The 26,124-nt window shown below is 53.5% G+C and carries 20 protein-coding genes; 9 read left to right on the forward strand and 11 right to left on the reverse strand.

From position 1 onward, the window contains the following. Window positions 1-301: 301 nt before the first annotated feature. The 6 genes from MHH28_RS12440 to MHH28_RS12465 all read left to right on the forward strand — a co-directional run bounded on the left by MHH28_RS12440 (window position 302) and on the right by MHH28_RS12465 (window position 8,697). A complete protein-coding gene (locus tag MHH28_RS12440) occupies window positions 302-2,092 on the forward strand; it encodes a sensor histidine kinase (protein WP_405115290.1) in 1,791 nt (596 codons plus the stop codon). Beyond that, window positions 2,085-3,677 carry a response regulator gene (locus tag MHH28_RS12445; protein WP_405115292.1) on the forward strand — a complete coding sequence of 531 codons (1,593 nt, stop codon included), beginning with the start codon at window positions 2,085-2,087 and terminating at the stop codon, window positions 3,675-3,677. Before MHH28_RS12440 ends, MHH28_RS12445 begins: the two co-directional genes overlap by 8 nt. Window positions 3,678-3,764: 87 nt before the next feature. Continuing rightward, a complete protein-coding gene (locus MHH28_RS12450) occupies window positions 3,765-4,721 on the forward strand; it encodes an ABC transporter permease (RefSeq protein WP_405115294.1) in 957 nt (318 codons plus the stop codon). 9 nt (window positions 4,722-4,730) lie between these two features. After that, window positions 4,731-5,633, forward strand: coding sequence for a carbohydrate ABC transporter permease (locus MHH28_RS12455; protein ID WP_405115296.1), 903 nt, complete (start codon window positions 4,731-4,733; stop codon window positions 5,631-5,633). A gap of 83 nt (window positions 5,634-5,716) precedes the next feature. Beyond that, window positions 5,717-7,468 (forward strand): ABC transporter substrate-binding protein, encoded by a 1,752-nt coding sequence (locus tag MHH28_RS12460; protein WP_405115298.1) that lies wholly within the window; start codon window positions 5,717-5,719, stop codon window positions 7,466-7,468. A gap of 440 nt (window positions 7,469-7,908) precedes the next feature. Then, on the forward strand, window positions 7,909-8,697 hold the full coding sequence (locus MHH28_RS12465) for a nucleotidyltransferase domain-containing protein (RefSeq protein ID WP_405115300.1): 789 nt from the start codon (window positions 7,909-7,911) through the stop codon (window positions 8,695-8,697). Window positions 8,698-9,402: 705 nt separating this feature from the next. On the opposite strand, the gene MHH28_RS12470 is transcribed toward MHH28_RS12465, so the two are convergent. The 5 genes from MHH28_RS12470 to MHH28_RS12490 are packed head-to-tail and all read right to left on the reverse strand — an operon-like array spanning window position 9,403 to window position 14,353. Next, on the reverse strand, window positions 9,403-10,446 hold the full coding sequence (locus MHH28_RS12470) for a Gfo/Idh/MocA family protein (protein WP_405115302.1): 1,044 nt from the start codon (window positions 10,444-10,446) through the stop codon (window positions 9,403-9,405). Beyond that, window positions 10,443-11,636, reverse strand: coding sequence for a radical SAM protein (locus MHH28_RS12475; RefSeq protein WP_405115304.1), 1,194 nt, complete (start codon window positions 11,634-11,636; stop codon window positions 10,443-10,445). The genes MHH28_RS12470 and MHH28_RS12475 overlap by 4 nt, the downstream gene beginning before the upstream one ends. Next, on the reverse strand, window positions 11,636-12,757 hold the full coding sequence (locus tag MHH28_RS12480) for a UDP-glucuronosyltransferase (protein WP_405115306.1): 1,122 nt from the start codon (window positions 12,755-12,757) through the stop codon (window positions 11,636-11,638). The genes MHH28_RS12475 and MHH28_RS12480 overlap by 1 nt, the downstream gene beginning before the upstream one ends. A gap of 16 nt (window positions 12,758-12,773) precedes the next feature. Further along, on the reverse strand, window positions 12,774-14,114 hold the full coding sequence (locus tag MHH28_RS12485) for a hypothetical protein (protein WP_405115308.1): 1,341 nt from the start codon (window positions 14,112-14,114) through the stop codon (window positions 12,774-12,776). Further along, complete coding sequence (locus tag MHH28_RS12490; RefSeq protein ID WP_405115310.1) at window positions 14,111-14,353, reverse strand: phosphopantetheine-binding protein; 243 nt, start codon at window positions 14,351-14,353, stop codon at window positions 14,111-14,113. Before MHH28_RS12490 ends, MHH28_RS12485 begins: the two co-directional genes overlap by 4 nt. A 169-nt stretch (window positions 14,354-14,522) precedes the next feature. Here MHH28_RS12490 and MHH28_RS12495 point away from each other — a divergent pair, with 169 nt between their 5' ends. Together MHH28_RS12495 and MHH28_RS12500 are read left to right on the forward strand one after the other, a co-directional pair. Beyond that, window positions 14,523-15,443 carry a helix-turn-helix domain-containing protein gene (locus MHH28_RS12495; protein ID WP_405115312.1) on the forward strand — a complete coding sequence of 307 codons (921 nt, stop codon included), beginning with the start codon at window positions 14,523-14,525 and terminating at the stop codon, window positions 15,441-15,443. Then, a complete protein-coding gene (locus tag MHH28_RS12500) occupies window positions 15,421-16,407 on the forward strand; it encodes a hypothetical protein (RefSeq protein WP_405115314.1) in 987 nt (328 codons plus the stop codon). The genes MHH28_RS12495 and MHH28_RS12500 overlap by 23 nt, the downstream gene beginning before the upstream one ends. An 83-nt stretch (window positions 16,408-16,490) precedes the next feature. Here the strand turns inward: MHH28_RS12500 and MHH28_RS12505 are convergent, their stop codons facing one another. The 6 genes from MHH28_RS12505 to MHH28_RS12530 form a co-directional block, all read right to left on the reverse strand. After that, window positions 16,491-17,138, reverse strand: coding sequence for a FusB/FusC family EF-G-binding protein (locus MHH28_RS12505; protein WP_405115316.1), 648 nt, complete (start codon window positions 17,136-17,138; stop codon window positions 16,491-16,493). Between the two features lie 278 nt (window positions 17,139-17,416). Continuing rightward, on the reverse strand, window positions 17,417-18,688 hold the full coding sequence (locus MHH28_RS12510; protein WP_405117041.1) for a glycoside hydrolase family 30 protein: 1,272 nt from the start codon (window positions 18,686-18,688) through the stop codon (window positions 17,417-17,419). Window positions 18,689-18,775: 87 nt separating this feature from the next. Next, window positions 18,776-20,779, reverse strand: a complete 2,004-nt coding sequence (locus tag MHH28_RS12515) for a beta-galactosidase (RefSeq protein WP_405115318.1) — start codon at window positions 20,777-20,779, stop codon at window positions 18,776-18,778. A 111-nt stretch (window positions 20,780-20,890) separates the two neighbouring features. Then, complete coding sequence (locus MHH28_RS12520) at window positions 20,891-21,715, reverse strand: carbohydrate ABC transporter permease (protein WP_036731633.1); 825 nt, start codon at window positions 21,713-21,715, stop codon at window positions 20,891-20,893. 12 nt (window positions 21,716-21,727) lie between these two features. Further along, a complete protein-coding gene (locus tag MHH28_RS12525) occupies window positions 21,728-22,618 on the reverse strand; it encodes a carbohydrate ABC transporter permease (RefSeq protein WP_405115320.1) in 891 nt (296 codons plus the stop codon). A 100-nt stretch (window positions 22,619-22,718) separates the two neighbouring features. Next, window positions 22,719-24,071: an ABC transporter substrate-binding protein gene (locus tag MHH28_RS12530; protein ID WP_405115322.1), complete on the reverse strand. Its 1,353-nt coding sequence runs from the start codon at window positions 24,069-24,071 to the stop codon at window positions 22,719-22,721. Between the two features lie 213 nt (window positions 24,072-24,284). Between MHH28_RS12530 and MHH28_RS12535 the strand changes: the two genes are divergently transcribed. Further along, entirely contained in the window at window positions 24,285-26,072 is a 1,788-nt protein-coding gene (locus MHH28_RS12535) for a sensor histidine kinase (protein WP_405115324.1), read from the forward strand. Window positions 26,073-26,124: the final 52 nt, after the last annotated feature.

A 26,124-nucleotide genomic window follows, 5' to 3' on the forward strand; every position in this document is an offset into this window, starting at 1 on the left:
CGGGCCAAATGTATGCGGAAAACAACATACATTTGCTAGCATCAAGGCAATCCGGCCTGAATGTATGCGAAAAATAGCATACATTATTCAATCTCCTGATTTAATTTTGCTATTCCCAATAAGGATTCAATATTTATTCAATAAATATCCAATATTGATACACATATCCCTTTATTATCGGAATTAGGCCCTAGAAAGTTTATCAAAAAAAATATTTTCATGACATATATTGGCTGACAGTTTCGCGCTATACTCTATTGTAAGCGTTATTACTAATGTGCTAACGGAGGGGATTTCATTCGTGTATACCCGTATCATCACCTTCATGAACAACCTGAAGCTCAGGACCAAGCTCTTCCTCTCTTTCGGCAGTGTAGTCCTGATTCCGGTGCTAATTGTGGGGGTATTCCTGACCAGTGAACTGCGGAATATGGCGATGAACAATGCGCTGAAGCAGATCACAGCGAATGTCGACCGTGTGAAAAAACGGACTAGCGAGATGCTGAACGTTCCGGTGGACATCGTCTACCGCCTGTCCAATGACAGCCGTCTGGAGGAGGCCGCGAATCACCGGTACGAATCGGTCTACGATGTGGTGCAGGCCTACTGGGATTATCCCGACTTCCGGGATTTCGTCCGCCTGTACAAGGAAGTCTCCAGCATCCGGCTGTATATCGACAACCCCACGGTGCTTAACAACTGGGAATTCCTCCAGGCCGATGAAACGGTTATCCGGGAGCCCTGGTACCAGCTCGCCCTCGCCCAGAAGGGCTTGGCATTCTGGAGTTACATTCCCGACAGCCGCAACGGTCAGTATTATCTCAGCCTGATCCGTAAGGTGGATTTCCTCAAGCAGCGCACAACCGGTGTGCTGGTCGTGAATGTCAATTCGGATCAGCTAAGCAGCATCCTGAAGCAGGAGAGCTTCGAGACCTTTATCGTCGATGAGAACGATAATATTGTCGCCTCCAACCGGGCGGGCACCCTTGGCAAGTCGCTGCATGAAATCAACCTTAAACCGCTGTCCACCCTAGCCGGGCACGGGCCTGCGGATATCACGATCGGCGGCCAGTCCTTTAAAATGCTGATCGACGACTGGCATCCCGAGGGCAGCCTGAACAGCCTGCGGATTATCTCTATTTTCTCCGTAGAGAGTATTGTGAGTGAGCCCAACCGCATTATTTCCCTTGCTTCTTCCGTCATTATCTCCTCTCTAATTCTTGCAATCATCCTAATCTACTATTTCTCCCGCCTGCTGACCGGACGAATGCTGCATCTCAGCAAGCATATCTCCAAGGTCGCTTCCGGCAATCTGGAAGCAAGGCTTGTCATCGACGGCAAAGATGAGATCGGCCAGCTGGCCCGGCAGTTCAACCATATGGTCCGCAATATCAACGACCTGATGAGTGAGGTGCAGGAATCTAACCAGCAGAAGAATGCCATCCTGCTGAAGCAGAATGAGATCAAATTCAAAATGATGGCCAGCCAGATCAACCCCCATTTCCTGTTCAATGCCCTGGAATCGATCCGGATGAAGGCCCACACCCGGGGCCAGACCGATATCGCGCAGGTTGTCCGGCTGCTGGGCAAGATGATGCGCAAGAATCTGGAGGTCGGCGGAGGCCGAATCGCCCTGCAGAGTGAGCTGGAGACTGTGAATTGTTATCTGGTCATCCAGAAATTCCGTTATAATGACCGGCTGGCCTACGAGCTGTATGTAGATCCGGCAGCGAATGCTGTAAGGATTCCGCCGCTTATTATTCAGCCGCTGGTGGAGAATTGTGTCATTCACGGCCTGGAGGACCGGATGGACGGCGGAATGGTCCGGGTGGACATCCGGGTGGAGGAGTCCATGCTTAAGGTTCAGGTATCCGATAACGGAACCGGCATTTCACCGGAGCGGCTCGCAGAGCTGCGGCAGATGCTGGACAACAACGATGACTACGAGACGCACAGTATCGGAATGCGCAACATCCATTTGCGGCTGAAGCTGACCTACGGCCCGGAATGCGGCCTGGTTCTGGCCAGCCAGAACGGATACGGAACACAGATCAGCTTCGCCATCCCTTTAAGGAGTGATTCCTATGTATAATGTGTTAATTGTTGATGATGAATTGTCCATCCGCGAAGGATTGGTCACTCTGCTGGACTGGGAGAGCCTGGGCTATCGGGTGGTGGATACAGCTGCCAATGCAGTTGAAGCCCGGCATAAGGCGAAGCTGTATTCCCCGGATCTGATGATCGTGGATATCCGTATGCCCGGGAAGGACGGACTGGAGCTGATCGGCGAGCTGCGGGAGGATCATGAGGAGCTGCATATTCTCATCCTGAGCGGCTATGCCGACTTCAGCTATGCCAAGCGGGCGCTGTCTTACAATATCGATAACTATCTGCTGAAGCCGGTTGATGAGGAGGAATTGCAGCTCTATCTCACCGGCCTGTCCACCGTACTGAACGCGCGGCTGGCCCACCGCAAGAATCATGAGGCCGTTAAGGTCTGGAGCCGGGAGATGCTGGTTCAATCCCTGCTGATGGAGAGCAATCTGCATCCTGCCCCGGAGCTGATGGAGTCGGCGCTGGAGGCGGGGCTGCTCTGGGATTCCTATCAGGTCGTGCTGATCCGGCTGCTGCTCCAGGATCATGCCGATAACGGGCCTTCCAGCAGCGTCAAGTCCGGGCTGACGTCAAGCTTCGAAGACAATAGCTGGGGCATTGTCTTCGCGCTGGATTCTTATCTCGGCGTGCTGCTGCAGCCCTCTTACCAGAAGGAGCTGGTCAGCAAGCTGATGGCCCGGCAGATCCGTGATGCCGCCGCCGCAGAGGGACTGGAATGCATCATCACCGCCGGGGATATGGTGGACAGTCTGACGGAGCTGCCGGTCTCCCATCAGTCGGCGCTGGCGCGGATGAAGGATCATTTCTTCTATGATGAGCCGGGGATGATCGGACCGGATTCCCTCAAGCTGAAGCAGGGGCTGCCTGCGAACCCGCAGGATACGGAGAGCAGGCTCGCTCCCGTGATGGACCGGCTGTATTTCGCCCTGGACACCGGCAATCATAGTGTAATCTCTGCCCTCATTCAGGAAGCAGGAGACCTCATGGCTGCTGCCGGACTGTCCGAGATGGCAGTGAAATCCTATTATGTCCGGGCGGTCACTTCGATGACAGGCAAGCTCTCCGTTCATTATAAGGAGCTTAGCGCGGCGCAGAGCCGGATGGAGGAGCAGATTCAGCAGATCTACAGGCATACCTCCCTCCCTCAGCTTCAGCGCTATATCTCAGGTCTGCTGGAGGAATATGCAGGCGGGATTATCCGCGATGATATGGATGTGCTGATGAAGCGGATGACCGATCTGATCCACCGGCATTATGACGAGAATCTGAAGCTGGAGACGCTGGCGGGTGTATTCACCTACAGCAGTGCCTATCTTGGCAAGCTGTTCAAGAACACCATGGGCTGCTCCTTCAACACTTATCTGGATACGATCCGCATTGAGAAGGCCAAGGAGCTGCTGGACCAGGGCTGCAAAATCCATCAGGCGGCCAGCAAGGTCGGCTTCAGCGATGTCGATTATTTCCGCGAGAAATTCAAAAAAATAACAGGCATCTCCCCCTCCGCTTACCGGAGAAAGGAACAGGAGGATGCTTTTTCAGAAAGCGCTTACGAAAATGACTGATTCCCCCCGGTTTTTACACTTAAATCTTCGGGTGTTTCACGGCCTGGCGGCAGATTATGATAAAGCTATATCGAAGGAGGGACATAAATGAAAGCGATTACTCCGATGGTGAAGCCTAAGCCGGCAAGCTCTGCCTCCCGCTTCTGGGCGAAGTTCCGGCAGCAGAAATATCTCTATATGATGGCTGTCCCTTTTGTCCTCTGGGCCTTTGTCTTCAGCTATCTCCCTTTATGGGGGTGGATGATGGCCTTCCAGAAGTATAAGCCGGGCAAATCCTTTTTCGAGCAAAAATGGGTCGGCCTCCAGTATTTCCGGGAGCTGTTCCAGGATGAGCAATTCTTCAACGCCCTGCGCAATACCCTGGCAATGAGTATCATGGGACTGCTGGCAGGCTTTATCATTCCGATTATCTTCGCCATTCTGCTCAATGAGGTCAGGCTTCAGGTGCTGAAGCGCTTCGTTCAGACGGTATCGTATCTGCCGCACTTTGTGTCCTGGGTGGTCGCCGCCGGGATCATTACCAAGATGCTCTCCACAGACAACGGCGCAGTCAATGACCTGCTAATGGGTCTTCATATCATCAGTGAGCCGATTCAGTTCATGGCTAAGGGCAATCTGTTCTGGGGTATTGTCACCGCCTCGGATGTCTGGAAGGAGACGGGCTGGAACACGATCATCTATCTCGCCGCCATCTCGGGCATCGGACCGGAGCTCTACGAAGCAGCCAGGGTTGACGGGGCCAGCCGGCTGCAGCAGGTGCGTCATATTACGTTTCCGGGCATCCGAGGCACCATCGTCATCCTGCTGATTATGTCCATCGGCCATCTGATCAGCATCGGGTTCGAGAAGCAGTTCCTGCTCGGCAACAATCTGGTGCGCGACTATTCACAGACGCTTGACCTGTATGCGCTGAATTACGGGCTGGGGATGGGACGGTTCTCCTTCGGGACGGCGATTAATATTTTCAACTCCGTGGTCAGTGTGATTCTGCTCTTTACCGCCAACGGCATCTTCAAAAAAATAACCAAGGAAAGCATCATATAGGAGGCCCTTATGCGAATCAAAAAACTGGCCGCCGCATCCTGGTCGGACCGCATCTTCGATTTGGTTGTCTATCTGGCGATTACCGTGGTGACCGTTGCTACGCTGTACCCTTTTCTGAACGTGCTGGCGATCTCCTTCAATGACTCGACGGACAGCATCAAGGGCGGGATTACGATCTATCCCCGGGTGTTCACCTTCAAGAACTATGAGACGATCTTCGCCTTCTCGGGGCTGATTACCGGATTCAAGATTTCGGTGCTGCGGACGATTATCGGGACCCTACTCGGTCTGGTCAGTGCCTCCATGCTGGCCTTCACCCTAAGCCGGGTGGACTTCCAGAGCCGCAAGTTCGTCTCCACCTTCCTGGCGCTGACGATGTACGTATCCGGGGGCCTGATCCCCTTTTACATTCTGATTAAGGACCTGCATATGATGGGCACCTTCGGCGTGTATGTCCTGCCTGGTCTTGTGAGCGCCTTCAATGTGTTCGTGATCCGCTCCTTCATCGACGGTCTGCCATATGCCCTCCAGGAATCCGCCAAGCTGGACGGAGCCAATGACTTCACCATCTACTGGCGCGTCATTCTGCCGCTGACCAAGCCTGCGCTGGCGACCATTGCCCTGTTCCTGGCTGTCGGCCAGTGGAATGCGTGGATTGACACCTACCTGTATAACGGCTCGAAGGACTCGCTGACCACCCTGCAGTTCGAGCTGATGAAAGTCATCCAGAGCACCACCACCAATGCGGATAATTTCCGCGGGCGCAATATGACGGAGGTTATGGCCCAGATCTCCCCGGAATCGGTCAAAATGGCGATCACCATTGTCGTCACCGTTCCTATTCTGATTGTGTATCCGTTCCTGCAGCGCTATTTCGTCAAAGGCATGACGCTGGGTTCGGTCAAAAGCTAAGCGGTTCTGCTTAAGCGGTATTATCAGGCGGGTGCCTGTGAATACAATATGATTTTCACCAGACAAAGGGAGGGTTTCTATTCATGACAAGAAAGACGGCGAAACCGGTTGTGGCGCTGATGGTTCTGACCTTGCTGCTCAGTGTGCTGGCAGGCTGCGGCGGCGGCAATAACGGCAACAAGAATACGGCTGAGAATACCGGGGCCAAGGCCACGAACAGCGGCAATGCCACGGCAACAGCTGAGGCTACGGCGGCGGCCGAGGACTTAAGTCCCCTGACGCTATCCTTCTTCGCGGAAGACCCCAATCCGAACTGGAACAATATGAAGGATGAGGTCAGCACCGTTATTACGCAAAAGACCGGCGTCACCCTCGATGCCGAATTCGCTGTCGGTGATCCGCAGCAGAAAATCGCCCTGATTGCAGCAGGCGGCGAATATCCCGACATTATCTCGGCTAAAGGCGATATCGGCAAGCTGGTCGATGCCGGTGCGGTCATTGACCTGACCGATCTGATTGACAAGCATGCCCCGAACATCAAGCGGGTCCTGGGCGATAATCTGGCCCGGGCCAAGTACACGAATGAAGACCAGTCCATCTACGCCATCCCGACCTGGGCAGCGGTGGATGAGAAGAAATTCGTAGCGGGCGGCGGCTTCGAGCTCCAGCACCGGGTCGTGAAGGAAGCCGGGTACCCGGAGATTAAGACGGTCAAGGATTATGAGAACGTCATCAAGGCCTACCTGGAGAAGCACCCTACTGATGAGAACGGCAACAAGAACATCGGCGTCTCCCTGAACGCAGACGACTGGCATATGTATATCTCCGTCACCAACCCTGCGGTAGCTACGACCGGCGGCTCCGATGACGGTGAATATTACGTCGATCAGGAGACTCATGAAGCGATCTATCATTTCCGCCGTCCGGAGGAGAAGGAATACTTCCGCTGGCTGAACCACATGAACGATATCGGCCTGCTGGACAAAGAGAGCTTCGTGCAGAAATACGATCAGTACAAAGCCAAAGTGGCGACTGGACGCGTACTCGGCCTGATTGACCAGGACTGGGACTACAATGACGCGCAGCAAGCCCTGAAGACTGCGGGTAAATTCGAGCAGACATACGGACACTATCCGGTCACGTTGACCGATGAATACAAAGAAACCAGCTTCTGGCCTACCGGCTTCATGGGCGGCTACGGAATTTCGATCTCCACTACCAACCCCGATCCGGTCCGTACCATCAAGTTCCTGGATTTCCTGGCCTCCGACGAAGGGCAGATCCTGAACAACTGGGGCATTGAAGGCAAGCACTATAAAGTGGAGAACGGCAAACGCGTAGTTCCGAAGGAAGTTCAGGACCGCATCAACAACGACAATACCGCCTTCACGAAGGAAACGGGCATTGGCTTTTACTGGAACATGATGGTTCACTATGGTGACGGTGCCAAGGATTCCACAGGCAATTACTACACCAAGAACTTCCCTGAGCAGCTGGTGCTGGGCTATAGCGATGTTGAGAAGGAGACGCTGGCAGCCTACAAAGCTACGACCTGGAAGGATCTGTTCCCGAAAGAGGAAGAATTCAAGGAAAAAGCATATGGAGCCGCCTGGAACATTGCCATCCCGGGTGAGGATGAAGTCTCCATCTTGGGCAATAAAATGAAGGATATTACGTGGAAGCGCATCCCGCAGGCGATTCTGGCCAAACCGGCGGAATTCGATAAAATCTGGGATGATTACATGGCCGATCTGGAAAAAGCCGGCGTCAAGAAAATGGAAGCTGGCTATACGAAGTATGTGCAGGACCGTGTGGAGTTGTGGAGCAGCAAATAAAGCAAATTAGATAGCTTGAGCTTAAATGCACAGATCAAAGGAGTAGTCGCCACTGCGGAGATTTTGGACTTCCGGCCGCTGTTGTTTCCAGATTTCTTGATTTATGCCGCTCTACGCGGTAGAAATCCGGAAACAAAGGCGAACGCTACGCTCCTACAGCTCCAAAATCTCCTCCGTCGCTCCTTCCTTTATCTGAAGATTTAGAGTTCAACTTATATTTCATTGCAGAAGGACACCCGTGCGGGAATAGCACGGGTGTTCTTTTGCTGCGCTCTAAAGATAGTTAGCTGTGCAGCTCGTAGTAAGTCTTGTTGATCAGATCGGTGTATATGGAGGGCGGATATTCCATGGGAGCCTGAATGTCTGAATTGACCATAGCTGGCAAGCTGTCCAATTGATACGCTTAACACAGCAGAATTCAATCAAGGAGGCTGAACGCGATGTACGCGCACCACAGGCAGACACTGGAGAATCTGGCGGAGAAGCTGGAGCAGGACCCTTTGTGCCTGGCGGCAATCACCAGCGGCTCGGTGGCCAAGGGAACCGCCAGGGAGACCTCGGATGTAGATGTTCATCTGGTCTTCACCGATGAAGCCTATGCGGAATATGAGCGGAACGATAGGCTGTCCTACGTGGACCGGGAAGTCAGCACCTATGAAGGCGGATACGCCGATATCAAGGTGATTAACCGCCGGTTCCTGGAGCTTGCAGCCCGGCGCGGCAATGAGCCGACGAGGTATGCTTTTACCGGTGCAGAGGTCATATTCTCCAGAATCCCGGAGCTGGGTGAGCTGGTGGCCCGGATTCCCGTCTATCCCGAGGAGAACCGCGAGCGCAATTTGCGGGATTTCTGTGCCCAGATCTACCTGCACGGACTGTATTTCGCCAAGAAGGCTAGCAAAAAAAATGACGCCTATCTGCTCGCTCATACGGCGGGCCAACTGGTATTTTTCAGCGGACGGATGATTCTGGCGTATAACCGGCTGCTTTTTCCAAGCCACAAAGGGCTGCTGGATGCCGTTGATGCAGCGGAAGCCCAGCCAAAACATTTCCGCAAGCTGGCAACAGAGCTGCTGCAATCGCCAAGCGCAGATAAGAGTGTGCGCTTCGCTGCGAAGATGCTGGCTTTCTATAATCATGGCTTGTCCTTCGAGCAGGCCCTCGGAATCTATGTGCTGAACAACGAGCGTGCCTGGATGGAGCAGCCCCCTTCCTTACAGGACCGCTAGTTTAGCATCAGATTTAAAATAGTGGATCAGACGCAATTCCCCTTCAAATTACATCTTTTTTCCAAGCAGGCTGTGTTCTTCAGGGGCGTTTGGCTTAGCGTAACAGACTGAGGTGCGCTTATTTGGGAAGAAAGTCGCCAATGGGGCGAGTAACGGACTCCACAGGCCTTATCCTTTACACTTCAGCTCCGAAACGTCTCATAGAGAGACTATAAGGTCGCCTGAGTCCGTTACGCTGCAAAAAGTGGCGTTTTCGCGGGGATAAGATCTCTCCAGTCCGTTAGATTTTGGGTTGATAGGGTTTAACAAGCTCATCAGATCTAAACGTGTGAAAATTACTTTAACTATGCAGTTAAAATGCTTCTATACCTGGATTTTCGCCAATCCGGGCAAATTTAGTTGTACAGACTACACTTAGAAGAGGAAAATCTTCCTTTTCACGGTTTTTAATCGCACAAAATACACCTATCTCTGAATGTTCGCTTCGAACGCAACTTCATACCTCACCGCATTTATGGAATGAAATCACTTGTTTAAATCTGATGCTTCGCTAGTACAGTGTCAGATTTAAATTTATGAATTAGATCAGTAAGAGGGAACCACCTACTATTGTGTTCGGTTTTTCCGAGCGCCTAACAGCAAACAGCGACGCCCACAAAGGGAGTCGCTGTTTTTTGTTGCTGAAATTTGCTGCTGGCAATGGTCTCATTCTACTGGCATTACCGCTATAGTGGAATGCATCTCAGACACCCGGCTCCGCTGCGCCTCGGCCATAATCAGGGATTGCAGCTGCACCCGTTCCCAGGTAGCGCCCAGATTCTCGGCCTGTTGCCCGCCCATGATGTCTGCAAAAGCCTCCAGCTGGCCCACATAATAGTTCAGCGGCGCGAATTCGCATACGGTGGCACGGTTGTCCGGCAGATCATGCCGGATTTTGAGCTTGTAGAACCCTTTGACCGGCCGGAAGAAATCCGGGACGGTCAGCACCGTATGGTCGAAATACAGAGTGTGCGATGCCCGGAATGGCAGCTCAAAGGAAGTGAGACACTCGGCTCTCAGCCCGCTCCTGTATTGCAGCGCCGCCTGAAAGGTCCAGTCGCAGCCATCCGGCCCGTCAAAGGCCGACTGTGCACTAATCTCCTCCGGCTGAAGACCGGCGAGGGTCTGCACGAATTGCAGCCAATAGCAGCCCAGATCGGCAAAAGCACCTCCGCCCTTAGCCTTGACACTCCGGTAATTCCCGGCATGCCCATGCTTGGCGGGTACGGAAATTCTGGTGCTGATCCTGCGCAGCTCACCGAATTCGCCCGAGCCGGCGATGTCTTTCAGCGCCTGCTGCCAGGGGTGACAGGCAATCATCAGACCCTCGGCGAGCTTCGGGGCGGCAAGGTTGTCCTTCGCCAGCCTCAACTGCTCCGCTTCTTCTGGATGGAGACAAATCGGCTTTTCCACCAAGACATGTTTGCCCGCGTTCAAAGCCCGGACCGCCCACTGCGCATGAAGCTCATTGCTGAGCGCAATATACACCCCATCCAGCTCGTCCAGCTCCAGCAGCTCGTCCAGACTGCCTGCGACACAGGGAATCTGGTACGCCTCCGCCATGGCCTGCGCCTTCTCCAAGGTACGGTTGGCAATCGCCACGATCTTCACCTTGTCCACCATCCGTGCCGGCTCCAGCATCGCCGGAACAGCAATACTGGAGGCGCCCAGAATGCCGAGCTTATAGACCGGCTGTTCTCCTCCGCTCATACCCGGGCCAGCGCGGCATAGGTGTTCAAGTAGAGCACATTGCATTTGGAGCAGGCCGGTGACAGGCCTTCGTCCATAATCCGCCGCAGTCTGTCGTAGCGGTCCGAATTCCAAATCTCGGTCAGTGATTTCTCCTGCACATTGCCGATCGCGAGCTCCCCAAAGAACTTACAAGCACTCACCATGCCGTTCGGAGCAATATCCACCCGGGTACTGAGCGCCAGACATTTCGACGTACTGCGGGATTTCATCGGCTTGCCGGCCACAAAATCCTCAATCTCATCAAAGTCGAGACCCGGCTGGTAGCGGATTCGGGTATTCTGCCAGGTATTGCTGTTGATCCGCCGCAGGTCTTCGGTCAGCCTGCTGATATTCTCCGGCTTGATATGATACTTGAACGCGTGCCAGCTGCTCCGGTGATCCGGCGGAAGCTCGGCCAGCCACTGGAAGTGTTCATCATAGAAGCGGTCCATCGCAAAGCTGGTCTCCTCAGAGATATACCATGGGAAGCAGAGCAGGACCAGATCGACCCCTTTTTGCTCAAAAAATTCCACCAGCTCGTACAACCGGCCGATCATATTGTCATTAATCACATTGTGCACCGAGATCCGGCCGCGGAAGCGGCCTTGCTCGCGCAGCTCCAGTAAACGGCCAACGGCGTCGATGACCTTCTGGAACGAATTCTTGCCGCGCAGGAAATCATGCTCCTCCTGGAACCCCTCGATCGGGATCAGCAGCTCCAGATTATCCGAGATTGCACACAGCTCCTCTTCGAACTTAGGGATCATATAGGCATTGGTACAGATCGTAGTATCGCGGGGGTGCTCCTTAAGAAGATCCAGAATCTCCTTAGCCTTCCGGTGAAACAGCGGCTCGCCTCCCCACAAATACAAGCGGGACCGGGCTTCATCCGTCTCCTCCAGCAGCCTCTGGATTGTCTCCAGATCCATATCAAGGTTCTGCTCGGCGGCGTCCATATCATGATGATAGCCGGATTCATTCCACTGGTAACAATGCTTGCAGCGGAGATTGCAGCGGTTGGTCAGCTTCAGGGACATAATCTCCGGCATCACTGTCTTGAAGCCGGGATCATGCTTGCGTTCCCTGTGCGGGACCACCACATTCTTGATCGTACGTTTCAATGCCTCGAAGGACTGCTCGTCCAGGTTCACTCTGCTCGTAGGTTGCATTAGCTTCTCCCTTCTGCTGCGGATAACTGCTCCGCATAGCTTACCGCATAATCCGGATATTGGTCTCTTGCCGACTGGAGGTTACGGGACAGCCTGTTCAGCGCCTCGCGGTCGAATCCGCTCTCGGCCCACTCCCCGTAACGGATGCCGTAGCCCAGCTCCACCCACAGGTCGCTATTAATCTTCTCATGCGGGCCGAACGGGTCGAGCAGCACCAGCGGCGTGCCCGAAGCCAGGGAATCAATCAGGGCGCCTCCCCCGGGCTTGCTGATCACGGCGGATGCCTGCCGGATTACTCCATACATCCCCTTCTCATAGTGTTGGCAGGGCGGGAAGGAACCGGCCACATTCCCGGTCACCTCTGCAAAGGGCGGGAAGGTATACTGCCCGCTGCTGTCACGATTCCAGGTCCGCCACTGCGGGTCATTCATATAATAATGTCGTCCATGGATGGACTCTCCGATCTCCTGGGCGCTGTAAGCGGCGATATCCAGCTCATAGCCTGCCGATTCCAGGGCATCGAACTTCTCGCGGAAGGTTCCAATGCCCCAGCCGCCGCCATGTATAACCAATCTTCCGTTCCGGGAAGATGGCGGCAGTGCTTCCATGGGTCCGGCATCTATGCGGCATAGAATCTCCCGGTTCAAGGGATCATACATGCTGACTTCGCGGTAGCCCTGCGCATAACCGGGGTTCAGCTTGCGGAGATTCTTCCAGGACGGCGACAGCTCAGCATCGATGTAGAGCAGCTCGGCGTCCACTGGACAGCCGGTAATTTCACGGTAGCGGTCTATTACATGCACCCAGTGCCCGGATAATACAATGAAGCGCTGTCTCTCCTCCTGCTTCCATTGCTGCAATAATCGTTCCACGGCCCCGGCATCGAGGCTGCTGCGGATATCCGAAGGGATCTTCTGAGAGGTCAACGCTACGGCAAAACTCTGCTGGTACGCCTTGCGGCTGTTATCCGTCTGCTCCTTTTTATGCTCAGGCATGAGCGTCTCAAACACTTCAATCTCTGCCTTGATGCCAAGTCCGGCAAGCTTCCGTTCAATTAGCAGACCGGGGACATAGAAACCCAGCCCAAACCCGGAGCACAGAATAGTCACGGTGTTATTCATTGAAGGATTCCTTTCTTTATCGCAGTATAGTATAGCCGGTGCGCAGAAGCGATTCATCGAGCGTGCGGGTGAGCCTGTTCTTGCGGTCTTCACTGCGGTACGCGAGGGCTGCATACAGCTTCCCCTTCGTAGAGCCGGTTGTACGCGACGGGCGCAGCGGCTGAAGGGTGCGTGAAGTCAAGGGAATCACCCCTTCTCCAGCCTCCAGCGAAAATAGCACGCCTTCTTGCTCAAGCCGCCCCAGCAGATCTCCATAGTGAACCTCGCCCATCGCTGCCAGCGGGATCTGTATAAGACAGGTGTGCACACCTTCCTGCTTGAGCCGGCGGTCTACATTATGCTTGATCAGACTCATCGACTTGCGGGCATTGATCTCCACAAGAGGGGCAATGCTTCCGTCACGCAGCAGCATGGAATCCACGCACACATCACCGTAATAACCATCGCTGTACAGCTCACGCCCGATGCTGTGCATAGTCTCCCAATAGCCTTCCCGGTCCAGCCTTTCGAGCAGGGACGGCTCCGGGGAATGCGATTCTCCGAAAGCAAATCCATTATTAACCAGCTGCTGGACGGACAATATCGAGATCTGGCCTTCCGGATCAATATGAAATTGACAGGAGAAGTCCGTCTCCCGGTCCAGCAGGGGTTCGAGCACAAATTGAATTCTTTTGTCCTGGTTGCGGCTCGATTCCAGGTACCCGGCCATTCTGCGCAGCGTACGCTCAGAATCCACAAGCTGATTGCCCTTGCCGGATACCCCATACTCATCCTTGATTAGAAAAGCTCCCTTCTCCAGCAACGCTTGCCCGGATTGCAGCAGCTCCTCCGTGCTCCTTACGACAATAGCGATATTCGGCAGCAGCAGCCGCTCCCGCATCGCAGCAGAGTAGGTCTTGGTGTTCACTGAACGCACAATCTGTTCATCCGGGAGAACGGGCAGCAGCTTATACCGCCTGATCACCTCATGCGTACCGGGAAGCACAGCGAAGGGTTCAAGCAGCCCGCCTTCCGGTATTAAACTGTCAGGCTCCTGACCGGGGGACAGCCTGCCCAGAAGCTCGAATACATTCAGAGCATTCTCCGCTGCACCCGCTTCCTCCGCTCCCAAAGACAACGGATGCATATTGGTTCTGAAGGAATAGCCGAGCGAATGCAGATAGTCATATTGGGACTTGTCCATGCCTTGACGGGTCAGTAGAGTATCCCTGCTTCCGCAGAAGACAAACAGCAATTCATCCATGGCCTGCACGATAGCCAGTGCCTTCACATCAGGAACGGCCGGCAGGGCAGCCAGGTCTTCCTCCCGCCAGTACCGTTCCGACTCCAGACTGCCGCAGTGCACAGCGCTCTTCATCGGACGGCAAGCCCTGCAACATACTCGGAGAAGCGGTCAACCGATTTCAAATGTTCAAGATCAAAGGTATCGAAATCAACTTCAATATCGAATTCGTCTTCAACTCTCAGAATAAAGTTGATGATTTGCAGCGAATCGAGCGCGGCGTCCAGCGTCAGATCGGAAGCTCCGTTCAGCGTCTGAAGCAGAGCGGGCTCCTCCTTGATTTCAGCGATAATCTCAATAACCTTCTGCTGCATGTGTATACCCCTTTCGGTGTGCATATTATGGAATTAATAGGATGAATATATCAAAAGTGAAGATGTTAATATATGGTTGAATGCGCCAAAATATTGAGATATACTAGGATGGATTCCAAATTTCCATCATGGTGTCTATCATAAGGAAGTAGGAAACGGAGGTTTATTTATGGAGGTTTTTCCGGTATTTACCGGGGAATATCTATTCGACTCATGTTCTCCGGTACAAATGCTCCTGACACAGGAAACGGTTACTTCCGTACGTCATCAGCACGATTTTCTTGAGCTGGCCTATGTGGTGCAAGGCACAGGTCTCCATCTGGCAGGTGAGGACAAAATGCAGGTAAGGCAGGGGGATATGCTGGTGATCCCGCCGGGGGTATCCCATGTCTTCCATCCCCAGGATCTGAGCGGTACAGAGCCGCTGCTCATCTTCAATTGCATGCTCAGGCCTGAGCTTGGCAGGATTCTCAGCGAGCTGCCGGTTCCCTTCCCGGAAGAGGAGATGCTGCCGCTCCTGAAGCTGCTGGAGGTGAAGCAATGGTTCGGATACCGGGAGAAGAACAAGGAAATTCTCTTCCTGCTCCGGCGGTTGCAAGGGATGCTTAGCCTTGACCCGCTCACGGACAGGCAGCAGATATACCCGCCGCTGCTGGAGCTGGCGAAGCTCATTCTGCCCGCAGCAGCCGTTCCCTTCGCTGAGCCCCCGGGACCCCAGTATGACCCGCTGCATGATGTCATCCTATATATGATCAGTAATTATAATGAGCGGATTACGCTGAACGAGATGAGCCGGCAGATTGCGGTAAGCTCCCGCCAGTTCCAGCGGTTATTCAAGAACAAGACCGGCCGGTCCTACATCCAGATGCTCCAGGAAATCCGCATGAAATACAGCTGCATCCTGCTGATATTCACGGAGCTGGGGATACAGTCTGTGGCACTGAAGGTCGGGATTTACGATATGAAATACTTCTACCGGCTATTTCGTGAATATAGCGGGACGACTCCGGCTTGTTATCGAAACCGGTTGAATAATCACTTTGTATCGGCGAAGGAGATGATAAGCAGTGCTGCATATTGCACCTGTTAAGAGTACCTCTTATCCTACCCTGCGCAGCTGCATTGATGACTGCATCCAGTCCGTGGCGCAGTGGCAGGGCCTCGACAGCAAGTTCATGTACGGCAATGCCTGGCAGATGCTCCTGGAAGAACAGCAAGCCCCGGATCAGCCGCTGATTGAACGCATACGCCTGCCCCGGATCGATACCGGTTACCTGGCTGCATACCATGGGCTTACCTTCAAATATATGGAGCGGTCTGAACCGGCAATGGATAAGAGCTATATGCTCGACCTGCTGGAGAATCAGCTGTCCTCAGGCATGCCGGTTCTGGTCGGCTTTGATTCCTATGACTGTCCCTGGTGTGTAGCCTACCGCAGGCTGCATACGAGCCATGCCTGTCTTGCCGTAGGTCTGGACCGGGAGAAGAGCCTAATCTATCTGACGGATGCCTACTACGGAAAGGAGCTTGAGGCTGTAGATTTCGGCATCCTTGACGGGGCCTGCCATTTCTATGCCTTGTTCGGGCGGTGTGAACCTTCCCGTTCCTGCGCAGATTGGCAGCATGTCCTTCAGGACATGCTGACCAGCCCGGCTAATGCAGTACGGCCGGATCAGGTTGGCTCCCAGCTAAGGGCTTACGCCAATGCCTATCTGGAGACCGGAATAACCGCCGACGGTTCGGCGGAAGCCAGCTCCGCCTTCAAGATCTATGCCAACGCCCTGCCGATCAGCCGAATCCGGTTCAGCCTGTTCCTGCGGCTGCTGGAGCGCGAGGGCCATGCCCCTGTCCTCTCCCGGGCTGCCGAGGGATACCGCCATGCAGGCGAACAGTGGGAGCTTGTCAATCAGTTCATGATCAAGGGGATGTGCTCGGGCAACAAGCCCGAAGCGCGGGCGAAGCTTCATAAGAATATGTGTAAGATCATCAGCCGGGAGGAGCAGCTTCTGGAGGAGCTGGCCGATTTGATGATAACGGCTCAGACCAGCAGGTAAGCCCTCTACAACACACAAATAGAGCAGCGGTCCCCAAGGGAACCGCTGCTCTACACTTTTACCATAACTATCCTGTTATTCTGCTACTTGCGCACCGAGAGCACGAACCGCTCCAGCGCGCTTATATCTGTAATGCTCTGATTGCAGCCATGATTATCCAGACATACGTACTGGCCCACAAAAGCGAAATTATCTGCCGCCGCAAGCTCCGGCTTGGTCTTGACGGTCAGGAAGGCAAGCTCCTGCTGCCGGTTGCAGAACAGGCAATAGCCCTTCTTGTGCATCGGCAGCATCCGGCCTTCTATACCAATGAACTGCCCTTCATGCGGATAGACAATGAACAGCTTGTTCGTGGCGATATCGGCCCAGGCCAGATACGTAACATAGCGGAAATCAAATGACTGCAGGTCAGGCAGCTTCATCTTTTTATTCTTGGGAAACAGCTTCTGAATCTGCTTCAGCGTAATCGGCGGAAACGGCTCCAGATAAGGCTCCAGCCCGCTGGTATACTGCTGGAAGTCCTCTGCCTTCTCGAAGGTGGAGATCGCCCGCAGCATCTGCTCCTGACCCCCGGTCAGTGAAGCGAAGGCCCCCGTTATGTTGAGCTCGGCGCTGTATCTTACGGTCTCCAGGACACGGCGGTCCGCTACAGAACGCAGTGTTTTCAGCACAAAATCCGCTTGTTTCTTAATATAATTATATTGATGGTTTCTGATAAATGTTGGTTTCACAGCTCTTCAGCCCCTTATTAATATGGATTGATGCAATAAGGTGCAGAGCCTGCGATTAGAAACGATAATATCAGTATGGGCGATCAAGATTGTCCTGCCGCACCTCACGCAAAGTATCGCCCCGGATCAGGCTCTGCATGAGGACTCCCTAGCTAATGAGCAATTCGTTGCCATCCGTATAACCCCCTGTCAACTAACCTGCCCAAAGTATAGCAGGAAATGAAGGTAGGGACAATTCCAATTCTATGCCTGATCTCCAGCTTCGTGTCTTCCTCCTTTTATAGAAGAAGCGTATGAAAAGATTCCGCATCCAGCTTCAGCTTGTAATGCGTGCCGTCATTCGAGAGGTTGACCGTCCGCGGTTCCTTAAACGGATTGGCAATAACGAGGACCCGTCTGCCCTCCGGCGTCTCGAAGGCGACTGCATTGCCGGTCCATTTGCCCTTGAGGCCGATTCTGCTGGAACCGGGAGCCACGAAATGGGCGAAATGCTTCATGACATAGAACTCGGGGTTGTACACTGCCTTGACGCCGCCAGGGTCTACAGTAATCATAGAATTCTGTTCCCAGCCCCACGTACTGCGGCCCTTCGGCAGCAACGCCATATTCCAGTAGATATAAGCATTCACGCCATTGGTGAAATAATGCTGATACAGATTGAATACATATTTGGCATAGAACCAGGTGTTCTCCCCGTCCCCGCACTCGTTCTCCGTCTGCATATAGCGCAGCTCAGGATAGGCCTGTACCGTGCGCTGGATTCCGTATTTGCCCGCCCACTGGTAGCCGACCCCCTTCACATACTTATAGGCTTCAGGGTCACTTAATACCATATGCGCATAAGCATCGAACCCGCTGTCCTTCTGCTTCATCCACTCATCCCAAGGCTCCGGCGCGTTGATTGTACCCAGCCAGATCTCCGTATCCAGTCCATGCTGTTCAAAAGCCGGCCCCAGATAATCACGGATGAATTCACGGAGTTGCTCGCCCGTCCACACGCAGGATGGGAATTTCTGATCGGCCACCACCTCGTTCTGCACATGTACCTGGTGGATGGTAATGCCTTCTTCGGCATAGGCCTGGACGAACTTCACGAAGTATAGGGCATAGGCCTCCAGAATGTCCTTCTCCCAGCGCAAGGTGCCGTAATTGTAGGCGCGCGGGAATTTCATCCACGTGGGCGGACTCCAGGGGGAGGCGAATAATTTCAGCTCCGGGTTCAGCTTGAGGGCTTCGCGGATATAGGGGATCAGAAGCTTCCGGTCCCGCTCGATGGAGAAATGCTCCATGGCGTAATCGCCGTCAGTCTCATTCAGGCTGTACCATTCCAGGGCATAGTCGCTGGCCCCGATCGGCAGGCGGCAAATGCTGAACCGTTGATCCCCTTCCGGGTGAAACAGCGAATGCATCACAGCGCTTCTGTCTTCGTCCGTGAGCCGATTCAGCGCCTCGAACCCCAGCTCATTGAAGCATCCGCCGAACCCTTCGATATTCTGATGCAATTGTCCGGTGAACGCCAGATCCACTGCTTCTGCAGTGGTGGCTTCCACGGGATGGGATACCCAAGGCTCATTTTCTGTACTCGATATCCATACTTGTCCTGTTCCGTCCACGCTTCTGCCTCCTAATGTACTATATTAACTAATAATCATAACGCCCCAAGCACCAAGCGTAAGCTCTTCGCCCTGTGCCACCAGATTCCCGGACAATAGCTCCTGCGCAGCTTCGTACGGATACTTGAAGGTACGCGGCCCGGCTGAGTAATTGTAGTAGTAACGGACAGTGTGCCCCTGCCGGTTCACACCGGACTTCACGATGAGCGGGAACGACAGCTGCTGGTCCTCTCCCCATAACCCGGCCATCTGGAGTGTATCCCGCAGGATCTCTGCAAGTGCCGCAGGCCCTGTCATGCAGCCGATGTAGGTAGCTGTTCCTTCGCCGAAGGTATTTCGGGTGACCGCAGCATATTCGCCCCACTGGGGATGATCGTAGGTGGCCAGCACCTCCGCTGAACCGGGAACAATCATCTCCATCCAGGTCCGGACGGTGTGAACGCCAGCTTCGGCTCCTTCCGGGAACAGCTTGCCGGTAAGTCCTGTAACTGCATTGGGTGTGGCAAAATGGCTGTAATGAATGCCGCAGGCCTCATGAATAATACCGGGCTGTGCGGTATGACGAACCTTCACCTGTTCATCGGTGAACCCGCTCTTGAAGGAATAGACCACATGGCCGCCGCTGCGGACATAGTCATTCAATTGCTGAAGCGCTTCATCCCGGGCGGCGTATAACGCAGGAACCACAACCAGCTCATAATCGCTAAGGCGCGGGCTGCCCGGCTGGATGAAGTCGCAGGCGATGTTCATTCTGTATAATTCGTCGTACATCCAGCGGACCACATCATTATAGATCAATCCGCCGGGCAGCTTGAACCACTCGATGGCGGACAGCGCTTCATTGCTGACCATCACAGCCACCTTACTGGTCTTCTTCAGTCCGATCAGCTGGGCGCTTAACCGCTTGAAGTCCGCGCCGATGGTCTGGGCTTCCTTATACACCGGATTCGGCAGGAAGTCATGGCTGAGCAGGCCTTTCCAATAAGTCTCGAAGGAATTATGAATCGAATGCCAATGCCAGTAAGCGACCATCGAAGCGCCTGAGCCCAGATGGCTGAACGCCAGCTGCCGCAGCTGGCCGGGATACGGTGTCCACTCCGGGAACGCTTGCGCCTGGGTCTCCAGCACGAAGTAGTTATCCTGCTTCAGCGAACGGGTCATATCTCCCCCGAAGGCAATCTCGGCACCGGTAAGCTGATCCTGGGACGGGTGATAAATATCTGTACCGGCAATGTCAAAAGGCTGCGAAGCCGCAAAGTGGTCTACCGAAGGCTGAACGCCGAAGGAATGGCCCCGCCACTCGAAATCGAAGTTATGCGTGGTGACCTGCCCCGGCTGCTTGTACTCATTTACAATCCCGACCTGCCACGCCAGGAACTCATTCACCAGTCCCCGCTGGAATCTGGCGAATTCCGCCCCCAGGCTGCCGTTGATCGTCCCAACCATGGACGGGAAATCCTCCCAGCTGTCGATCCGGTTGCTCCAGTAATCGAGGCCGAACTGATGGTTGATGGCTTCCAGCGTTCCGTAGGTTTCCCTCATGTATTTGACGAATCCAAGCTGGACGTTCGGTCCGGCTGTCTCATAATGCTTGGTCTCATTATCGATCTGATAGCCGATCACCGCAGGATGCTTATGTACCACAGCCATCAGCTTGCGGATGATCCGCTCTGCATAGAACAGATACGCCGGACTGGTGATATCCATAATCTGTCTGGCGCCATATTTGCCTTCCCCGTTCACAGTGACGGCCAGCACCTCCGGGTGCTCCTTGACCATCCAGGCCGGAACCGCATAGGTAGGCGTTCCCACAATGACATGAATACCGGCCTCATGCATCGCATCCAGCACTCTCTGCACAGAACTGAAATTGAATACGCCATTCTGCGGCTCATGCGTGCTCCAGGTGGATTCCGCAATCCGGACGGTATTAATGCCCGCCTCCTTCATCATTTGGATGTCCTGCGTAAGACGGTCATAAGGCATATATTCATCATAATAAGCAACGCCGTATAACAAGTGATCCATTGTAGTCCTCCTAAGAGTTTTGATAGCATACACATCCTGAATTCTCTTCGCAAAACTAGCTTCGGAAGCATACGCTTGGAGTTTTGATAGCATACACATCCTGAATCAAGCTTAGCCTTTTACCGCTCCCGCTGTCACGCCCTTGGTAATCTGTTCGTTGAAGATGGCGTAAATGACAATGGCCGGGATCGAGGTCAGCACCATGACCGCAAATTGTGAGCCGTAATCCGAGGAATACTGGCCGGCGAAGTTCATGACCGAGAACGGCAGCGTCTTCAGTGCATCCTTGCTGAGGAAGGTCGAAGCCATAATGAACTCATTCCAGCAGTTCAGGAACGTGGTAACGATGACCGTAACCAATGCAGGCGCGGTAAGCGGTGCAATGATCTGGAAGACAATCCGGTAAATATTCGCGCCGTCTACTACAGCGGACTCTTCCATCGCCCGGGGAATACTCCGCATGAAGCCGGTCAGGATGAAGGTCCCCAGCGGTACAGACACTGCAGTGTATGGCAGGATGAGCCCGAGATAGGAATTCGTCAAGCCCAGCGCCTTGAAGATGGCGAAGTTAGGCAGCAGGGTCGCATGAATCGGAATCATAATCCCCAGCAGGATAATGGTGAAGAAGACAGAGCGCAGCTTCCACTGCATCCGGGTAAAAGCATAGCCCAGCGTCAGCGACAATATTACCGTTAACAGGATCGTCACTGAGGTTACGAAGGCGCTGTTAATGAAATAGCGCAGGAATTTGCCGTCCACCCAGGCATTGATATAGTTCTGCCACTGCGGGTCGCTCGGCCATTTCAGGACGCTGGAGGAGTAGAATTCATTGCTGCTGAGGAATGAGAAATCAACCAGCCAGATGAGCGGGAACAATTGGACCAGGGCGACGATCAGGAAGAACACCCATAGTATGGTTTTTGTGCTTTTTGTCATGGTGGTTCCTCCTTAGAATTCGGTCGCATCACTGCGGGTCAGTTTGTTGCTGAGATAAGTGGCAAGCAGGCAGACAATGATGAACAGAATCGAGATGGCATTGGCATAACCATATTGGCTTGCCGAGAATGCCTTGTTATAGAGATACACGGCCAGGAATTGGGTGGAATCGCCGGGACCGCCATTGGTGGTCAGGAATACGGTCTCCATCTGTTTCAAGGCGGTAATCATAGCCAAAGTAATCTGCACCGTAATCACCGGTGACAGCAGCGGAACGGTAATCCGCCAGTGCAATCGGAAGCCGGAGGCTCCGTCTAGTGAAGCCGCTTCGTACATATCATCGGGAATGCCTTTGAGTCCTGCATAATAGAACAGCAATCCCCAGCCGAAGCCGGCCCAGATCAGAATGAACAGCATGGAGATCAGCGCGGTGCTGCTATCCCCCAGCCAGGCATGCTTTAGCATTCCAAGCCCCAGGGAATCGAGCATTTTGTTGAAGGCGCCGAAGGTCGGGTCCAGCAGAGACAGCCACATTTTTGAAATAACGACTACAGAAATGACGCATGGGATGAAGAAAATCGTTCTGAACCACTTCTCTGCCTTACCGCCCAGGCGGTCCAGCATAATGGCAAAAAAGATGGCAACCGGATGTTGGATCAGGATAAAGCCCAAACCGAGCAATACGGCATTTCTAAGTGCCAGCCAGAAGCGCGAATCATGAAACAGCAGCTCCGTATAGTTGGCGAATCCGATGAATGCCGAGGGCGTTCCCGGAGACAGGGTGTCTCTGAACGAGTAATACGCGCTGAGCACAATCGGCACGAGGAAGGTCAGGGAGAACAGGAGAATTCCCGGAAAGACGAACAGAAAGATTGCCATTTTGTTGTTGAATACTTTTTGCATGGAACTCCAACTCCATCCTTAAGATTAGAGAGGGGCAAGAATGCTTCCCGCCCCGTCTCCTTTCACTCTCTATGTTGTTGATCGGTGTATTATTGATCTGTTACTGTGTTTCGGCAGCCTTCTGAAGATCGGCCAACAGCTGTTCAGGGCTTGATCCGCCTGCAAAGAACTTGCCGAAGGCATTCTGTGCATCATCCTTGAACTTCGGCGTTCCGGAGTCCAGGGCAATGGAGCCCGCAGTGCTGGTTGCTCCGGTCAGAACCTCTGTCAGCTGCTTCTGCAGCCCGCTCTCTTTGCCGGACAGCTCATACTTCTGTGCCGGTACAGCCGCTCCGGTATCCCATACGATCTTGGCCCACTGGTCTGCCGACATCATATAGTCGAAGAACTTCTTGGCTTCCTCAGGATGCTTCGAGCTGCTGACCAGCGAGTATCCGCCGCCGTTCCAAGCCAGAAGATCCGTGTCCTTGCCCTTTCCGCCATCGACAACCGGGAATTTCAGCACATTGACATTGTTGCGGAAGTCTTCCGGCAGCTTGTCATTGGTAGCCATACCCGCTTCCCAGGAGCCCATATACCACATTGCTGCCCGGCCTTGCGTGAACAGGTTCTGGGAAGCGCCGTAGTCCGCGGTCATGAACGATTCCTGGAACAGCTTGGTATCTCTGGCTTCTGCCAGCAGCTTGGCCGCAGCCAGGAAGTTCTCATCGCCGGTGAAATTCTTCTTCTTCGCTACCGCATCCAGCATCAGGTTCTGATCGCCGGTGATCCGCACGACCAGATCCTGGAAGAAGGCCGCGAAGCTCCACAGATCCTTACCGTTCATCGACATCGGCTCAATGCCTTTGCTGCGGAACTGCTTGCCTGCTTCCAGCAGCTCTGCGTAAGTGGTTGGCACCTTGATGCCGTTGTCATCGAACAGCTTTTTGTTATAATAGATCACTTCATAGTCACTGTTGCGGGGCAAGCCATACAGCTTGTCGTTGAAGGTGAATGATTTGTAGACCCCAGGCAGGAACTTGTAAGTATCCCCTTCGTATTCTGCCGGGTTCAGTTCTTTCACATAGCCCGCTTGTACCAGCGTATTGAGCTCTGCTCCGCCGTGAACCATCGTGAGGTCGAGTGCTTCGTTGGAAGCCATGTAGGCTTTCAGTTTATTTTTGAACGGCTCCTCGGCGAGGGTTTCGATATCGATTTTGACATTGGGATTCGCTTTGATGTAGTTGTCGATTACCATTTGCTCCGCCAGCCCCTGGCCCGATTTACGGTCGGGAAGGTTCGAGAACAGACGCAGGGTCACTTCCTTGTCCGCAGAGCCGGTTGTGCCGCCGTTCGTGCTGCTGCCTGCATTATTGTTCTTGTCGTTGTTGCCTCCGCATGCGCTAAGCACCGAGACTGCCGCAAGCGCCGTAACCAGCAGTATATTACGTGTGGATTTTGAATTCATAATCATGTAATCTCCCCCTAAATTGTTGTTGATCCTGGGTGGTCTTCTTTGTTTCTGAACACATCGTACCAGAGCACCAGAGGCGTGGTCAGTAGAGAAAAAGAGAGTAATGTTGAAAATTGTCGACTTCGTTTGTCAGCTCCCTTGTGTATACGCGGCATTACGCATAAGATAAAAAACAAAAAGGTTAGTGATCCTGTGCTGCGCTACTACTTGAATATGAACCTGCGATACAAGATAACCATTCTGATCTTCCTGCTGATTACCGGGGTAGCCTGCACGCTGGGGGCCTACTCCTATACGATCTCCAAGCAGCAGATTATCAATAAGGTCAGCAACTCCAATCAGAGTGTGCTCAAGCAAATTGACAGCAATCTCGCCCGTATGCAAAAGACGTTAGCCGACTGGGTCACGGTCTTCAGCCTCACTCCAGTTGTCCAGGACACGCTGAGGAGCAATACTCCGGATTCGGCCAAAATTGAGAACCAGCTCTATAACGGACCCACCGCGTCGATCATGAACCAGATGCTGGTGACCGGAAACTTCGACTATCTGGCTCTCTACGGCAGCTTGTCCGAGCCGCTGTTTCAGGTTGCAACCGATGACAGCAGCGGTGCGTATAGCTTGAGCAAAATTACCTCAAATGATACTTATAAACAGACAGTAGCCTTAAACGGAGCCTCCTATTGGTTCCCGCTGACAGAAGAGAACAATGTCTTCATTCAGAGCAACCGCAATGACAAGCTCGGCATGACCCGGATTATCCGCGATATTGTGAACGGGAACCGGATCGGCTTCGTGTTCGTCGGAATTAATCTGGAGACCATCCGCAGAACGTATCTGACGAATCTGTACGACAAGGATCACGGCATCCTTATTCTGAGTGAACAGGGCGCACAGCTTCTGTCAGCAGGCAAGGAGACCTATACCCCCGAAGCCGCACAGTTCGTGATGAAGCAGGCCAAGGCCGGCATTCTCTCCGGCAACACCATCGTCAGCCTGGAGGGCAAGGACACGCTGCTCAATTACAATATCAATGAGGGAGGCTGGATCACCCTCTACAGTGTTCCGCTCTCTTCGCTTACCCGGGAGCTTAATTCCATTAAATCGGCGGTGCTGGTTATGGTATTAGCCAGCCTGGTGCTGAGCATCCCCCTGCTGATGTTCTTCTCCTCCTTCCTGACCGCGCCGATCAAGACGCTGCTTCTGTCCATGCGGCGCTTCCAGAACGGGCAGTTCGAGGAGAAGGTGGAGATTAAATACTGGGATGAGATCGGCCAGCTGAGCCGGGGATATAATAATATGGTCGGCAATATCAAGGCGCTTGTAGACGATGCCTATCTGCTGAAGCTGAAGGAGCAGGAAGCGGAGCTGAAGGCGCTGCAATCCCAGATCAACCCCCATTTTCTCTACAACATGCTCGACACGATATTCTGGGAAGCGGAGGCTGCGGGACAGGACAAGATCAGCGAGATGGTGATCAACCTCTCCCGGCTGTTCCGGTTAAGCCTGAACCAGGGCAAGAGCTTCACCAGTGTAGCCAAGGAAAAAGAACTGATTGAGCTGTATCTGTCCCTGCAAAAGATGCGGTTCCAGGAATCCCTGGAATATGTAATTGATATCCCGGAAGAGCTGTACGCCTATGTCATTCTGAAGCTCAGCCTGCAGCCGTTCATTGAGAATGCGCTGATCCACGGCATTGAACGCAAGCGCGGCGGCGGACGGGTAAGCATCAGCGGACAGCGCACCGGAGAGCAGCTTAGGTTCGTGATTGAGGATAACGGGGGCGGAATGAGCAGCGAGATGCTGCAGAAGATTCTTGCCATGCCTGATGAGACAGATGTGTACACTGCCCGGGATGTCGGCGGCTATGCGGTGCAGAATGTACAGGCGCGGCTGAAGCATTTTTATAAAGGTGACTATGCCTTGAACTATACCAGTGTTCCCGGAGAGGGCACGCGTGTGGAGATCATTGTTCCGGTTATAGTCAATGACATGCAGAATTAGCTGAAGCCCCGGCGGATGAATAAAAATATTCAGAACGGAGGGACTATCCCTT

The organism is Paenibacillus sp. FSL K6-1217 (assembly GCF_045040735.1).
In the GTDB taxonomy this organism is placed as follows: Bacteria; Bacillota; Bacilli; order Paenibacillales; family Paenibacillaceae; genus Paenibacillus_AQ.